The following is a 15,473-nucleotide window of genomic DNA, read 5'->3' as shown; positions in this document are numbered from 1 at the left end:
ACGGTAGGAGCGTGGCTTGTCCCGCGATCGGCGGGGAACCCGTCGCAAATACTGCCAACACGGTATGCCTGCGAGGCCGTGTTCGTTGAGTTTGCTACCGCTTCGCGGCAGATCGCGGGACAAGCCGAGCTCCTACAGATTGGGGATATCGTTAATGCCACCAAACTAATCCCCTCCCCCAACGGTCTCTGACTTAAACCCCATCAGAGCCCGCGCATGCCCAAGACCGTGAATTTTGCCCAGCGCTGGTTCGACACACGTGGCTGGAAACCCTTCCCCTTCCAGAAAGAAGTCTGGGCAGCAGTCGCCCGGGGAGAGTCTGGGTTGCTGCACGCCAGCACTGGCGCGGGCAAGACCTACTCGGTATGGTTCGGCGCCCTCAACCGCTTTGCCAGAATTCCTACAGAAAACGCGGAAAAACCGCGCAAACGCAAAGCGCCGCCGACGCCGTTGACGGTCCTGTGGATCACCCCCATGCGCGCCCTGGCCGCTGACACGGCTCGCGCACTCGAAGCACCGCTGACGGACCTGCAAATTCCCTGGAGCGTCGGCTTGCGCACCGGCGACACCAGCAGCAGCCAGCGGGCCAAACAGGGACGACGCCTGCCGACCGCGCTGATCACGACGCCTGAAAGCCTCACCCTGCTGCTGACCCGCGCTGACGCGGAGGCGACGTTCTCGACGCTGAAAATGATCGTCGTCGATGAGTGGCACGAACTGATCGGCAACAAACGCGGCGTGCAACTGCAATTGGCGATCGCCCGACTGCGTCGATGGAATCCGGCCCTGATCGTGTGGGGGCTTTCCGCGACGCTGGGCAACCAGACCCACGCACAGCAGGTCTTGATCGGCGACAACGGCACGACCGTCCAAGGCAAAGTGGTTAAAGAGCTGATCATCGACACCCTCATTCCCCAGGGCATCGAACGTTTCCCATGGGCCGGGCACATGGGGCTGAAGATGCTGCCCCAAGTGCTGGCCGAGGTGGACAGCAGCACCAGTTGCCTGCTGTTCACCAACACCCGGGCGCAGTCGGAAATCTGGTATCAGGCGCTCCTGGAAGCCCGTCCGGACTGGGCCGGACTGATCGCGCTGCACCATGGCTCGCTGTCCCGCGAGGTGCGTGACTGGGTTGAACGCGCGCTGAAGGAAGGGCATCTCAAAGCCGTGGTCTGCACCTCCAGCCTCGATTTGGGGGTGGACTTTCTGCCCGTGGAGCGGGTGTTGCAGATCGGCTCGGCCAAAGGCGTCGCACGCCTGATGCAACGCGCCGGACGTTCAGGCCATGCCCCCGGTCGACCTTCCCGCGTGACGCTCGTGCCGACACACAGTCTGGAGCTGGTGGAAGCGGCCGCCGCCCGCGACGCTGTGAATGCGCGCCTGATCGAACCCAGGGAATCCCCCCACAAACCGCTGGACGTGCTCGTACAGCATTTGGTGAGCATGGCGCTCGGCGGCGGGTTTATGCCTGACGAACTGCTGGCCGAAGTCCGCACCGCATGGGCCTACCGCGACCTCACGCAAGCGGAATGGGAATGGGCGTTAGCCTTTATCCGGCATGGCGGCCTGTCATTGACGGCCTACCCGGATTACCGACGCGTCGAGCCCGACGAACACGGGGTCTGGCGTGTGCCGGATGCGCGTCTGGCCCGGCGTCACCGCATGAGCGTCGGCACCATCGTCAGCGACGCCAGCATCAACGTGAAGTATTGGAGCAAAGGTGGCGGGGGCGGCTCGCTGGGCAGTGTCGAAGAGGGATTCATCGCCCGCCTGAAACCGGGCGACGGCTTTCTCTTCAGCGGCCGCTTGCTGGAACTGGTGCGCGTGGAAAACATGACCGCCTATGTGAAACGGGCGACGAGCAAAAAAGCCGCCGTCCCACGCTGGAATGGCGGACGGATGCCACTCTCCAGCGAATTGGCGGACGCGGTGGTCGACAAATTCGACGCCGCCGCTCATCACCATTACGACAGCCCGGAAATGCACACCGTCAGCCCCTTGCTGGAAGTGCAGCGGGAATGGTCAGCCCTGCCTCGAAAGGACACCCTGCTGGCAGAAGTCTTGAAGTCTCGCGAAGGGTGGCACCTGTTTCTGTACCCATTCGCGGGGCGCCATGTGCACCTGGGGCTGGCGAGCCTGCTGGCGTGGCGGCTGAGTCGCGACACGCCGTTGACCTTCTCCATCGCCGTCAACGACTACGGCTTCGAGCTGCTGAGCGCAACAGAGGTGGATTGGTCGCAACGCATGAGCGGCGGGCTGTTCAGCGAGGACAATCTGCTGGCGGACATCATAGCCAGCCTGAACGCGGGCGAACTGGCCCTTCGCCGTTTCAGAGAGATCGCCCGAATCGCCGGGTTGGTGTTTTCTGGTTACCCCGGCGCCCCCAAAAGCAATCGTCAGCTGCAGGCCTCCAGCGGATTGTTCTTCGAAGTGTTCAAGCAGTACGACGCCGGTAATCTGCTGCTGACCCAAGCCCAGGAAGAAGTGTTGCGTCAGGAATTGGACGTGAGCCGACTGGAACACACGCTCCGCCGCATCAATGGCAAAACGCTGGACCTGCATGTGATCAAGCGCCCGACGCCCATGGCGTTTCCGTTGCTGGTGGAGCGCATGCGGGAAAGCCTGAGCTCTGAAAAGCTGTCCGATCGCATCGCGCGCATGGTGCAGGACCTGGAAAAAGCCGCAGGACCTGAGGTAACCGTTTGAGACCCTATTTATCGATTCAACTGGCCGATGCTGAGCTGTGGCTGTTGGCGGATAAAGCCGTGTACTACCCCGCCGAACGTGCGCTGCTGATTGCCGACGCGCATTTCGGCAAGGCCGCTGCCTATCGCCGGCTCGGGCAGCCTGTTCCCCATGGCACGACTGACGACAACCTCCAACGGCTCGATGCCTTGCTGGCGGGGTACGACTGCGACCACCTGATTTTTCTCGGCGATTTCTTGCACGCCCCGGAATCCCACGCGGCAGGGACTCTCTCGGCGATACACGCATGGCGCGAGCGGCACGAGGGACTGGCCATCACATTGATCCGGGGTAACCATGACAAACGGGCGGGCGACCCTCCTCCCACGCTGGCGATCAACGTCGTACCCGAGCCCCTGTTGCTGGGCCGGTTTTCGCTGCAGCATGAACCCGACCCGCACCCCTCGCACCATGTGCTCGCAGGCCACGTGCATCCTGCCTACAGGCTTTTCGGACGGGGACGACAACGGCTGCGGCTGCCCTGCTTTTACGTTCAGCCACACGTCAGCCTGCTGCCTGCGTTCGGTGCGTTTACCGGCGGGATGAATATCGAGAGAGCAGAGGGCAGCAGGGTTTATGTCGTCGGAGACGGCGCAGTGTGGGAAGTGTCTGAATAACGCGTCGGACTGGAAGTTTGAAGCAGGTCCTGCCGGTACCGGAGCACCGGCAGGAGGCTTCGTTATGCGACGGGGGCAGGCGGCGGCTGATCAGGTTCAGTAGGCGATCCTGGCTCTTCCGGCTGAGGAAATTCGTTGGGGGTATCAGGGTTCGGCTGACCGGGAATGCCCCCGGCAACCATGTTGTTCAGATGAGGATGCGCTAACAGCGACCATGCCAGCAGCCCGACTTGATTCTGTCCCGGGTCGGATTCCTTGGTGCTGGTCTTGATTTGTCTCTTCATAGGGCACTCCTGAGCGTTGGCCCCATCCGCCTGGTGCGGATGGGAACGGTTCAGTCAGTAGAGTGCAGTTTTCGAGACTAATTCAGTTTCGAGATGACCAACGGCGAAAATCAGGTGCGTGGCAAAGTGACACCGCGCTGCCCCTGGTACTTGCCGCCGCGGTCCTTGTACGAGACTTCGCATTCTTCGTCAGATTCGAGGAACAGCATCTGTGCGACGCCTTCGTTCGCGTAGATCTTGGCTGGCAGCGTGGTGGTGTTGGAGAACTCCAGAGTCACGTGGCCTTCCCATTCCGGCTCCAGCGGCGTCACGTTGACGATGATGCCGCAGCGAGCGTAGGTGCTTTTCCCCAGGCAGATGGTCAGCACGTTGCGTGGAATGCGGAAGTATTCGACAGTGCGCGCCAGTGCGAAGGAGTTCGGCGGGATGATGCAGACGTCGCTCTTGATGTCGACAAAACTTTTTTCATCGAAATTCTTCGGATCGACGGTCGCCGAGTTGATGTTGGTGAACACCTTGAATTCGTCGGCGCAACGCACGTCGTAGCCGTAGCTGGAGACGCCGAAGGAGATCAGACGGTCGGCGCCCTCGCCGCGCATCTGGCGTTCGACGAAGGGCTCGATCATGCCGTGCTCTTGCGCCATGCGGCGAATCCACTTGTCCGATTTGATGCTCATGGCGGTGTCCTGAATAGCGAGGTGAAAAAAGATGTCCGGCATCTTACCGGGCTGGGGCGCAGGGTTCAAAGATTGCGCGCGGCGAGGGGTGCAAACCGTCGGTCATCCTCCGAAATAAACGTCGACCAACCATTGGCACACTCTGGAAAAAGGGTTAAGGTGGCGCCACTGTGTTGCTTGTGTCACTGAGAATCTCTACACGATGTTGAATTTCGATCCAACCATCTCCATGAATTTTCCTGCTCTTTGCACTCAGTCTCGGCCAGGGCTCTTCCTGAGTCGCAGTTAACTTTGTCCAAGGAGATACACCATGTCCAATCGCCAAACCGGTACCGTTAAGTGGTTCAACGATGAAAAAGGCTTCGGCTTCATCACTCCACAATCCGGTGACGACCTGTTCGTACACTTCAAAGCTATCCAATCCGACGGCTTCAAAAGCCTGAAAGAAGGCCAACAGGTTTCTTTCATCGCTACCCGCGGTCAGAAAGGCATGCAAGCTGAAGAAGTTCAAGTTATCTAACTTGTACTGAATCGCTTCAAAAAACCCTGCTCTCAAGGCGGGGTTTTTTTATGCCTGCCAATAACAGCTCCGCAAAAAACTGTGGGAGCGAATTTATTCGCGATAGGTCAGTGCATCCGACGCATTCCTGTCGTCTGTACCAACGTCTCGCGAATGAATTCGCTCCCACAGGGTTCAGCACGCCACCTGCAATCAATCGTCGCTGACGGAAATGTTCGGCATCGCAGGCGACGCAGCTTCCTGCAACACAATGCGCGCCCCTACGTGACGCGCCAGTTCCTGATAGACCATGGCAATCTGGCTTTCCGGTTCGGCAATCGCTGTCGGCTTGCCGCCGTCCGCCTGTTCGCGAATCAGCATCGACAACGGCAACGATGCCAGCAACTCTACGTCGTATTGCGACGCCAGCTTTTCGCCACCGCCTTCACCGAACAAGTGCTCGGCATGGCCGCAATTCGAGCAGATGTGCACCGCCATGTTCTCGACGACGCCCAGCACTGGAATGTTCACCTTGCGGAACATTTCCACGCCCTTTTTCGCATCCAGCAATGCCAGATCCTGAGGAGTGGTGACGATGACGGCGCCCGCAACCGGGACCTTTTGCGCCAGGGTCAACTGGATATCGCCCGTGCCCGGCGGCATGTCGATGACCAAGTAATCCAGGTCATTCCACGCTGTCTGGGTGATGAGCTGCAACAGCGCCCCGGAGACCATCGGACCTCGCCAGACCATCGGCGTGTTGTCGTCGGTCAGGAACGCCATCGACATCACTTCGATGCCATGGGCCTCGACCGGCACGAACCATTTCTGGTCTTTGACCTTCGGCCGCGTGCCCTCGGGAATGCCAAACATCACGCCTTGGCTCGGGCCGTAGATGTCGGCATCGAGAATCCCCACCCGCGCGCCCTCGCGGGACAGCGCCAGCGCCAGGTTGGCGGCCGTGGTGGATTTGCCCACCCCGCCCTTGCCCGAAGCGACGGCGACGATGTTCTTGACGTTGGCCAGGCCCGGAATTTGCCCTTGCGCCTTGTGCGCAGTGATCAGAGTATCGATCCGGACGTTGGCGGACGAAACGCCTTCCAGGCTCTCAATGGCCATTTGTAGCATCTGCGCCCAACCGTTCTTGAACAGCGCGGCGGCGTAGCCCAGCTCCAGCTGCACGCTGACGCGATCACCCTCGATGTCGATGGCTCGCACGCAACCGGCGCTGACCGGGTCTTGGTTCAAATAAGGATCGGTGTACTGGCGAAGGACGGCTTCCACCGTTGCGCGATTCACAGCGCTCATGGGTCACTCCCGAAAAAGACTGAGTAAAACAGGCGGCTATCCTACCGCGTCTGTCGGATCAGAGGGGGTGGCTTTTACTTTCACGTGGCGGGGCGAATTCCGACACGCTGTGCGGGATGAAAAAAAACGTTCAGACCTTTATAGTGGCCGATCTTCGTTTCACTTCAAGTAGCCGAGCCCCATGTCCGAGCCACGCAAGATCCTCGTCACCAGCGCCCTGCCCTATGCCAACGGTTCCATTCACCTTGGCCACATGCTCGAATACATCCAGACCGACATGTGGGTGCGTTTCCAGAAGCACCGCGGCAATCAGTGCATCTATGTGTGCGCAGACGATGCCCATGGCTCGGCGATCATGCTCCGCGCAGAAAAAGAAGGCATCACCCCGGAACAACTCATCGCCAACGTCCAGGCCGAACACAGCGCCGACTTTGCCGACTTCCTGGTGGACTTCGACAATTTCCACTCGACCCACGCCGAAGAAAACCGTGAGCTGTCGAGCCTGATCTACACCCGTCTGCGCGACGCCGGGCACATCGCCACGCGTTCCGTGACCCAGTATTTCGACCCGGAAAAGAAAATGTTCCTGGCCGACCGCTTCATCAAGGGCACCTGCCCGAAATGCGGCACCGAAGATCAGTACGGCGATAACTGCGAAAAATGCGGCGCCACCTACGCACCGACCGACCTGAAAGACCCGAAATCGGCGATTTCCGGCGCAACCCCGGTGCTCAAGGACTCCAAGCACTTCTTCTTCGACCTGCCCGCTTTCGACGCCATGCTGAAGAGCTGGACCCGCAGCGGCACTCTGCAAGACGCGGTCGCGAACAAGATCGCCGAATGGCTGGATTCAGGCCTGCAACAGTGGGACATCTCCCGCGACGCCCCGTATTTCGGTTTCGAGATTCCGGACGAGCCGGGCAAGTACTTCTACGTCTGGCTGGACGCGCCCATCGGCTACATGGCCAGCTTCAAGAACCTGTGCGACCGTACGCCGGACCTTGATTTCGACGCGTTCTGGAACAAAGACTCGACCACCGAGCTGTATCACTTCATCGGCAAGGACATTGTCAATTTCCACGCGCTGTTCTGGCCCGCGATGCTGGAAGGCTCGGGCTTCCGTAAACCAAGCGGCATCAACGTCCACGGCTACCTGACCGTCAACGGCCAGAAAATGTCCAAGTCCCGAGGCACCTTCATCAAGGCGCGCACGTACCTTGAGCACCTGTCGCCGGAATACCTGCGTTATTACTACGCAGCCAAGCTGGGCCGTGGCGTCGACGACCTGGACCTGAACCTCGAAGACTTCGTGCAGAAGGTCAACTCCGACCTGATCGGCAAGGTCGTGAACATCGCCAGCCGTTGCGCCGGTTTCATTCATAAAGGCAACGCGGGTGTGCTGGTGGCGGGCAATGCCGCGCCAGAGCTGACCGACGCGTTCCTGGCGGCCGCGCCGAGCATCGCAGAAGCCTACGAAGCGCGTGATTTCGCCCGTGCCATGCGTGAAATCATGGCCCTGGCTGATCGCGCCAACGCCTGGATCGCCGACAAGGCCCCGTGGTCGCTGGCCAAGCAGGACGGCAAACAGGACGAAGTCCAGGCCATCTGCGCGTTGGGCATCAACCTGTTCCGCCAACTGGTGATTTTCCTCAAGCCGGTGCTACCGAATCTGGCCGCCGATGCCGAACAGTTCCTCAACGTCGCGCCGCTGACATGGAACGACCATTTGACCCTGCTCAGCACTCATCAGTTGAACCCGTTCCAAGCCCTGATGACCCGCATAGACCCGGCCAAGGTGGAAGCCATGACCAACGCCTCTAAAGAAGACCTGACCGCCAGCGCCACCGACACGGGCGCCGTGCCGCAGGGCAATGGCGAACTGAGCAAAGACCCGCTGTCGCCGGAAATCGACTTTGATGCCTTCGCGGCCATCGACCTGCGCGTGGCCTTGATCGAGAAGGCTGAACACGTCGAAGGGGCGGACAAGCTGCTGCGCTTGACGCTCGACATCGGTGACGAGAAGCGCAATGTGTTCTCCGGAATCAAAAGCGCCTACCCGAACCCGGCCGAGCTGGAGGGCCGCCTGACCATGATGATCGCCAACCTCAAGCCTCGGAAAATGCGTTTTGGCATTTCTGAGGGCATGGTGATGGCGGCCGGTCCTGGCGGTGAAGAGATCTACCTGTTGAGCCCTGACAGCGGCGCCAAGCCGGGCCAGCGCATCAAGTAACCGTGAACGTGATCGACGCCCTGCCAGAGCGTCGGTCGAGTCAAAGCATGAACCTGATTCAGCGGATTGACGCCTTGCTGCCGCAAACCCAGTGCGGCAAATGCGGCCACCCTGCTTGCAAGCCCTATGCCGAAGGGATTGCTAACGGCGAAGCCATCAACAAATGCCCGCCTGGCGGCGATGAAAGCATCGAGGCGTTGTCGCGCCTCCTTAATGTGCCCGTCATTCCACTCGATACCGAACGGGGCAGCGCTCTCCCTCAGGTCGCCTTCATCCGTGAAGCCGAATGCATTGGTTGCACCAAGTGCATTCAGGCCTGCCCGGTAGACGCCATCGTCGGCGCCGCCAAACTGATGCACACCGTGATCATCGACGAATGCACCGGTTGCGACCTGTGCGTCGCCCCTTGCCCGGTCGATTGCATCGACATGCTGCCGCTGCCATCCCCCGCTGTCGTGGCCATTGTGGGCGGCCTGGCGTTCGATGAAGCCCAGCGATTGGCTCGGGCGTCCAAACGCGGCCACGCCCGTCAGCGATTCGAAGCCCGCAACACACGCCTGCAACGTGAAGAGCAGCAGCGTCAGGCTGAACGTCTTGCACGCCAACGCAAGCCGGAAAGCCTTGCCCCGGCCAACGCCGATCCTGTCCAGGCGGCATTGGCGCGGCTGAGGACACAAAAGGCTGCCGACCACGATGCCGCGCTGAAACAAGCACGCGTCAATCTCGCCATGAGCCGTGCTCAGTTGAATAAGTCGCTAAAAGCCTTTGGCCACCCACCCATCGCGGAGCAGGCTGCGCGGCTGGTGGAGTTGCAGAGAGAGTTTGAAGAGGCTGAACAGGCGCTGGTCGGGACTCAACAGGCTGCACCGCTGACTCCAGGCCCTTCAGCCACGCCATCGGCTGAGGAAAAACCTGCCGGCAAACCCGACAATGCAGCGCTGAATCGCGCCAAAATCCAGCTGGCCATGCGCCGGGCAGCCTTGAGCAGGGCTCAAGCCGCCGGTCTGCCTGCTGAAGAGATTGCCGTGTTGAGCGCTGAGGTTGCTCAGGCGCTGCAGGCACTGAACGTTCTGGACGGGTCTTAAACGTCCTGTCGCCACAGTCGGGCATTCCGCACCACTTGATCTGATCGTACCCAGGGAACGCGCACTTCATGAATGCAGCAAAACGTCTGGAAATCTTTCGCCGTCTTCACGAGGACAATCCTGATCCTAAAACGGAGTTGTCCTACAGCTCTCCCTTTGAGTTGCTCATTGCAGTCATTCTTTCGGCGCAAGCGACTGATGTCAGCGTCAATAAGGCCACAGCGCGCCTCTACCCGGTCGCCAACACCCCTCAAGCCATTTACGCGCTAGGGGTTGAGGGCCTTTCGGACTACATCAAAACCATCGGGCTCTATAACAGCAAGGCAAAGAACGTGGTCGAGACCTGCCGCATGCTGGTCGAGCTTCATGGCGGCGAGGTGCCGCAGACGCGTGAAGCGTTGGAAGCCCTGCCTGGCGTGGGCCGCAAGACGGCCAATGTGGTGCTCAATACGGCTTTCAGGCAGTTGGCGATGGCGGTTGATACGCATATTTTCCGAGTGAGCAACCGGACAGGCGTTGCGCCCGGAAAGAATGTCGTTGAGGTCGAGCATAAGCTCATGAAGTTTGTGCCAAAGGACTATCTGCTGGACGCCCATCACTGGCTGATCCTTCACGGCCGATACGTGTGTGTGGCGCGCAAGCCTCGCTGCGGCAGTTGTCGGATCGAGGACCTGTGCGAATACAAGGCAAAAACCTCCGACGATTGAGCGATAGCGTTTTTGTTCTTCAATCGATTGAAAAAATCTTTTTTACCCGCTCGATGTTTGTCGCTATAAGGTCCGCCAAAGACAGTCTCAGCTGGAGTCAACTTTATGAGCGATGACAAAGAGCAGTTGGACGTAGACGACGACTTCGTGCCCGGAGACTCCGACGAAGCCGCGCAAGTACCGGTAGAAACTGCAAAGACCAATCTCAGCAAGCGCCGCACTATCGACAACCTGCTGGAAGAGCGTCGACTGCAAAAACAGCTGGCAGACTACGATTTCGATCTCTGATCAGCCTTCCGTTCAAAGCCTCTCCATGACGTGAGAGGCTTCAGCCGTTCGGCAGGAATTCTCAATTGAAACAAACTGTGCTCTCTCGATAAGGCTTGGCGGTCCCGGGGCCCCTGCCGCCGCTAGACAAGCCCGTTACGCTGCGCGAGCTCAATCAGATCGACCAGTGAATGAGCGTTGAGCTTTAACAAAAGACGCGTCTTGTAGGTGCTGACAGTCTTGTTGCTCAGAAACATACCGTCCGCGATTTCCTTGTTCGTCCTGCCCCTCGCGAGTTGCTGCAACACCATCATTTCCCGCCCTGACAGCCGATCAACCATCTCAGCTTCACTGGCGTTGCCCAGGCTGGATCGAACGGTGTGCAGCGCCTGGTTAGGGAAATAGCTGTAACCCGACAATACCGCCTTGATAGCGCTCAGCAGCTCGGTCAAGTCCTGCTGCTTGCAAACGTAGCCAGCGGCCCCTGCCTGCATGCACCGCATCGAAAAGTGCCCCGGTGACTGAGAGGTCAGGATCAGCACTTTGAAGGGCAGCGTCATGGCTGTGAGCCGGGCAATGACCTCCAACCCATCCAGCTTGGGAATACCAATGTCCAGAATGACGATATCGGGCAGATGCTCACGGGCCAGTTGCAGCGCGTCTACCCCGTTGTCCGTTTCCGCGATGACCTCATACCCGTGCCGCTCCATCAGCATGCGTACGGCAAGCCGAATGACCGGGTGATCATCTACGATCAACACTTTATTCATGTGCAGTCCATTCTTTTGCTGTTCGAATTTTCAGAGCACGCACAATAGCTTAGTCGTTTAGTGCTTTGCATGGCGCTCCTCCCTATGGACTAGCAGGCAAAGACCTTTCCTACTCAAGCAACAGAAAAGTCCTACAAAACCCGCCTCATCCGGTTTCACTTGTGGATACTTCGTCAACTTTGGCCTACCGATCATGCATCGCCCAGTCCAAGAATGTGAATACGTGCTGGCGCAAGTGCTGCAACCAATCATTACAACGCATCGATGCCTTTACCGTGAATCGGGTCGCGCTATCCGTCTCGACGCAACATCCTGACAAGCGTGTCGAGCGCGCTGCTCGGGCAAAAATTCGCTCGCAGGATATGCCTCCTACCCTCCACGCACCGAAAATGCCAATCCCGTACATACGATTTGTTACGCTCCCGTCAGCGCATGACGAACAGCGTGACTGATCTTCAGAATATCCCGAACCTTCAGACATACCATAACGTATCAATCATAAAACATTGCTAATTACAACTGATTCAACAAACAAGATAGGGTTTTAAAATATACGTTCAAATATATAGTTTCCTATATATAAATATTTAGCGAAATATCCTACGCGGATATCAGCAACGTCTGAAGCACCAGCCCCGTCTAGCAGAAAGGTTAGCAGCCTCTCTGCAATCCGACAGGAACGTTCCTCAACACCTTCAAATGACAACGAGGAGAGCCCTCAAATGACAGTATTGCGGCGATCATTTTGAGGGTATATGCCGACCAGAGTTCTTCCGCCTTTCACGTAATACCATATCGACTTATAAATCCAGCCAACTTCCGACAAACCAGAAAAATACTACAGCACTAGAAGACTGTAATGCCGCCCATGTAAGACCTCAAAGTAATTACAGAAACAAATAGTAGATTTTGTATTTTTTACTTGCCAAAGCCCCAACCAATGGTTACTTTTTTCTTCAGCCAGCCTTTAAGTTTCAGCCAATAAATACAACTGCGCGCCCCCATTAATTACTGGGCACTTCTCGCCGCCATCTACTTACTTCCTCGCCTGGCACCCACGCGCGAGCTGCGCCCGGCTGAATTGCATCCGGCGTGCCCGGCTTGAAACTCAGTTGATCAAGGACGCGGGCCCCGACGTGGCGCCGTATATATCAACACGTTCAAAGGCATTAACCATGACTAAGAAAACAGGAGTTTCTCCAGCAACTAACCTTCCTCCACTTAAATTGGCGGAAGCCATCGAAGCCTATATGGCCCAAGGCGGAACCATCGACGTCGTGCCAGAAGGAGAATCAGGTGAAACGGCTCTGGAGGCCGATAAAAAAGGCACCGACGCCGACCTACAAGCGCAACTGGCCTCAAAGGTGGAGCAACTCAAAGGGCTGGTCGCCAAAGGCGCGGGGGTATCGGCGCTTCAATACACGCTGCGCATGAACCGCAAGGAGATCAAGCGTCTGGCGAACGAACACGGTTTAAAGATTCGTTACAGCCGTCCCGTCAGGGGGTCGCGCATCCCTCGCGGGGGAGAAATGCCGCCAATCGATGACACGATCGCCGGTCACGCCATGCACTTTTCAACCCTTGGCTACACCGTGCCTGAGATCGCTCAGCTGTTGGACCTGAGTGTGAGAGATGTCTGGAATATGGGTAAGGCCTATCGGTTCGAATTTAAAAACGCCCCCATTATCGACGCCCCTTCTCCTCCGCTCACCGAGGCACCGGAATCATGAACTCGACGACTTGTCGCGTTGCCACCCATGTCCACCGAAGGCCGGCGAATGAGTGCTTTCGCGCGCCACTGATACTCGGCTCGGAAACATGAGACGCAGGAGGCTAAAGGACGAGACCGCAGCAAGGTAGGCTGACTGGGGCTCTGAACGGCGCAGCCCCGAATGGAGCTGCGCCTGAAGACCACGACGCGATCAGAACAGCTTGCGGTTCTTGTTCGCGGCAATACGCATGCGCAACGCATTGAGCTTGATGAAGCCCGCCGCGTCGGCCTGGTTGTACGCACCGCCGTCTTCTTCGAAGGTCGCGATGTTGGCATCGAACAGCGAATCGTCGGACTTGCGGCCCGTGACGATCACATTACCTTTGTACAGTTTCAGGCGAACGACACCGTTCACGTGAGCCTGGGAAGCGTCGATCATCTGTTGCAGCATCAGACGCTCAGGGCTCCACCAGTAACCGGTGTAGATCAGGCTGGCGTATTTCGGCATCAGCTCGTCTTTGAGGTGGGCGACTTCGCGGTCCAGGGTGATCGACTCAATGGCGCGGTGAGCCTTGAGCATGATGGTGCCGCCCGGGGTTTCGTAGCAGCCACGGGACTTCATGCCGACGTAACGGTTCTCGACGATGTCCAGACGACCGATGCCGTGCTCGCCGCCGATTTTGTTCAGGGTCGCCAGAACGGTGGCCGGGGTCATTTCGACGCCGTCCAGCGCAACGATGTCGCCGTTGCGGTAGGTCAGCTCCAGGTACTGCGCCTTGTCCGGAGCGTTTTCAGGTGAAACGGTCCAGCGCCACATGTCTTCTTCGTGCTCGGTCCAGGTGTCTTCCAGCACGCCGCCTTCATAGGAGATGTGCAGCAGGTTGGCGTCCATGGAGTACGGGGATTTCTTCTTGCCATGACGCTCGATCGGGATCGCGTGCTTCTCGGCGTAGTCCATCAGCTTCTCGCGGGACAGCAGGTCCCACTCGCGCCACGGAGCGATGACCTTCACGCCTGGCTTCAGTGCATAGGCGCCCAGCTCGAAACGCACCTGGTCGTTACCCTTGCCGGTCGCGCCGTGGGAAATGGCGTCGGCACCGGTTTCGTTGGCGATTTCGATCAGGCGCTTGGCGATCAGCGGACGCGCGATGGAGGTACCCAGCAGGTACTCGCCTTCGTAGACGGTATTGGCGCGGAACATCGGGAACACGAAATCACGCACGAATTCTTCGCGCAGGTCGTCGATGTAGATTTCTTTGACGCCCATGGCTTGCGCCTTGGCGCGTGCTGGCTCGACTTCTTCGCCCTGACCCAGGTCAGCGGTAAAAGTTACCACTTCGCAGTTGTACGTATCTTGCAGCCACTTCAGGATCACCGAAGTATCCAGGCCACCGGAATACGCGAGAACTACCTTGTTAACGTCCGCCATGCCATCACTCCAACGCGTTGTACGGAAAACCGCTGATTCTACCGTTCAAACACGTGGATTTACAGTGTCGCGACAGCTTCTGACGACGAAGCGACAGAATCTGTCGAACACACGACCCGTTTACACCTTCGGCGCGTTGTTTCCAGCGGCGGCCGTGGGGGCGGGTGTCGCTGCCGGGGCCGGGACGGGAGGCGGCGGGGTGATTGGCGCTGGGGCTGCCGTCGGCGCAACGGCCGGTTTTTGCTCGGCGACGCGATCAAGGTGAATGTTTACCCGACGGTTGCGGGCGCGGTTGGCGTTGTTGGTGTTGGGCACCAGCGGGTACTGCTCGCCGTGGAAACGCAGGGTGATCTGCTCTTCCGGCACGCCTTGGGCCTTGAGGTAATCCATGACCGCCAGCGCACGACGCCGCGACAGGTCGCGGTTGGTCAGACGGTTGCCGCTGTTATCGGAGTGCCCGTCCAGCTCCACCCGATTGACCGTCGGATCAGCCTTCATATAGGCCAGCACGGTGTCGAGGCGACGCTTGGCCTGGGCATCGAGGTCGATTCCCCCACCGGGAAAGCCGATCTCCGCCTGACGGACCTGCTCGAAGTTCATGGGTAGCAGTTTCGCGGTGCACAGCTGAAAGTCGCTGTACGCCTGGCTGAATTTCACTGGCAGGAGACGGACTTCCATCGCACCGCCACCGTCGCGCAGCGCATGACGAATGACCGGACTGCGGCCTTCCATCAACCCTGCGATCAATCGGCCGGCCTGCGCCTGGCTGGTGTTGAACGGAATATTGCCGTTACTGACCTTGACCGCCCCGAGGTTGAGATCTCCCCTTCCCGGCTGCCAAGGTGCTGCCGCTGCGATCAGCGTCGCAGACCCTGAGGCCAGGCTGTAACCGTTAGCCTTCAGTCGGAAAGTCGACTGCTCACCCGCACGACGCACGAACTCGCCCGCACCGAAGTCGGTGATCGGTTGAGTCAGACGACACTCGAATTGGTCGCCCTCTACCTTCCACTCGATATTCTCCAGACGCGTCTGGAAAGTGAGAGCCACGGCCGGCAGGCTGGCAAACACGCTGAGCAGGGCTAGATATCGCTGGCGCACGGGAGGCTCCACTAAAAAATTCACCGCGTAACAATTTATCGCTTAC

At 58.8% G+C, this 15,473-nt stretch carries 14 protein-coding genes; 8 read left to right on the top strand and 6 right to left on the bottom strand.

The annotated features are described in order from the left end of the window. Window positions 1–216: 216 nt before the first annotated feature. The gene (locus ACWKWE_RS16745; protein ID WP_483851148.1) at window positions 217–2,706 is read left to right on the top strand and encodes a ligase-associated DNA damage response DEXH box helicase; all 2,490 of its coding nucleotides are present in this window, start codon (window positions 217–219) and stop codon (window positions 2,704–2,706) included. After that, window positions 2,703–3,362, top strand: coding sequence for a ligase-associated DNA damage response endonuclease PdeM (gene pdeM / locus ACWKWE_RS16740; protein ID WP_483851147.1), 660 nt, complete (start codon window positions 2,703–2,705; stop codon window positions 3,360–3,362). Before ACWKWE_RS16745 ends, pdeM begins: the two co-directional genes overlap by 4 nt. A gap of 62 nt (window positions 3,363–3,424) precedes the next feature. Here pdeM and ACWKWE_RS16735 read toward each other — a convergent pair whose 3' ends face one another. Both ACWKWE_RS16735 and dcd read right to left on the bottom strand, forming a co-directional pair. Then, window positions 3,425–3,646: a hypothetical protein gene (locus tag ACWKWE_RS16735; protein WP_166593452.1), complete on the bottom strand. Its 222-nt coding sequence runs from the start codon at window positions 3,644–3,646 to the stop codon at window positions 3,425–3,427. A gap of 110 nt (window positions 3,647–3,756) precedes the next feature. Then, a complete protein-coding gene (dcd, locus tag ACWKWE_RS16730) occupies window positions 3,757–4,323 on the bottom strand; it encodes a dCTP deaminase (protein WP_017126297.1) in 567 nt (188 codons plus the stop codon). 310 nt (window positions 4,324–4,633) lie between these two features. Here dcd and ACWKWE_RS16725 point away from each other — a divergent pair, with 310 nt between their 5' ends. Then, window positions 4,634–4,843 carry a cold-shock protein gene (locus tag ACWKWE_RS16725; RefSeq protein ID WP_002554837.1) on the top strand — a complete coding sequence of 70 codons (210 nt, stop codon included), beginning with the start codon at window positions 4,634–4,636 and terminating at the stop codon, window positions 4,841–4,843. A 192-nt stretch (window positions 4,844–5,035) separates the two neighbouring features. On the opposite strand, the gene apbC is transcribed toward ACWKWE_RS16725, so the two are convergent. Then, complete coding sequence (gene apbC / locus ACWKWE_RS16720) at window positions 5,036–6,130, bottom strand: iron-sulfur cluster carrier protein ApbC (RefSeq protein WP_483851146.1); 1,095 nt, start codon at window positions 6,128–6,130, stop codon at window positions 5,036–5,038. 181 nt (window positions 6,131–6,311) lie between these two features. Between apbC and metG the strand changes: the two genes are divergently transcribed. From metG to ACWKWE_RS16700, 4 genes are all read left to right on the top strand, one after another. Continuing rightward, window positions 6,312–8,360 (top strand): methionine--tRNA ligase, encoded by a 2,049-nt coding sequence (gene metG / locus ACWKWE_RS16715; protein ID WP_166593454.1) that lies wholly within the window; start codon window positions 6,312–6,314, stop codon window positions 8,358–8,360. Window positions 8,361–8,407: 47 nt separating this feature from the next. Beyond that, window positions 8,408–9,445: an electron transport complex subunit RsxB gene (rsxB, locus tag ACWKWE_RS16710; protein ID WP_483851145.1), complete on the top strand. Its 1,038-nt coding sequence runs from the start codon at window positions 8,408–8,410 to the stop codon at window positions 9,443–9,445. 68 nt (window positions 9,446–9,513) lie between these two features. Beyond that, window positions 9,514–10,152: an endonuclease III gene (gene nth, locus ACWKWE_RS16705; protein ID WP_166593456.1), complete on the top strand. Its 639-nt coding sequence runs from the start codon at window positions 9,514–9,516 to the stop codon at window positions 10,150–10,152. A 105-nt stretch (window positions 10,153–10,257) separates the two neighbouring features. Then, window positions 10,258–10,440 carry a PA3496 family putative envelope integrity protein gene (locus ACWKWE_RS16700; RefSeq protein ID WP_166593457.1) on the top strand — a complete coding sequence of 61 codons (183 nt, stop codon included), beginning with the start codon at window positions 10,258–10,260 and terminating at the stop codon, window positions 10,438–10,440. A gap of 122 nt (window positions 10,441–10,562) precedes the next feature. Here the strand turns inward: ACWKWE_RS16700 and ACWKWE_RS16695 are convergent, their stop codons facing one another. Next, complete coding sequence (locus ACWKWE_RS16695) at window positions 10,563–11,189, bottom strand: response regulator transcription factor (protein ID WP_166593458.1); 627 nt, start codon at window positions 11,187–11,189, stop codon at window positions 10,563–10,565. A gap of 1,175 nt (window positions 11,190–12,364) precedes the next feature. On the opposite strand from ACWKWE_RS16695, the gene ACWKWE_RS16690 reads away from it, so the two are divergent. Further along, the gene (locus ACWKWE_RS16690) at window positions 12,365–12,919 is read left to right on the top strand and encodes a hypothetical protein (RefSeq protein WP_341959554.1); all 555 of its coding nucleotides are present in this window, start codon (window positions 12,365–12,367) and stop codon (window positions 12,917–12,919) included. A 192-nt stretch (window positions 12,920–13,111) separates the two neighbouring features. Here ACWKWE_RS16690 and ACWKWE_RS16685 read toward each other — a convergent pair whose 3' ends face one another. Together ACWKWE_RS16685 and ACWKWE_RS16680 are read right to left on the bottom strand one after the other, a co-directional pair. After that, entirely contained in the window at window positions 13,112–14,329 is a 1,218-nt protein-coding gene (locus tag ACWKWE_RS16685) for an argininosuccinate synthase (protein WP_166593460.1), read from the bottom strand. 120 nt (window positions 14,330–14,449) lie between these two features. Then, window positions 14,450–15,427, bottom strand: coding sequence for a flagellar protein MotY (locus ACWKWE_RS16680; protein WP_483851144.1), 978 nt, complete (start codon window positions 15,425–15,427; stop codon window positions 14,450–14,452). Window positions 15,428–15,473: the final 46 nt, after the last annotated feature.

Source organism: Pseudomonas salicis, assembly GCF_057128705.1.
Note: the sequence above shows the minus strand (reverse complement) of the source record. Positions and strands in the feature narration are given on the sequence as shown.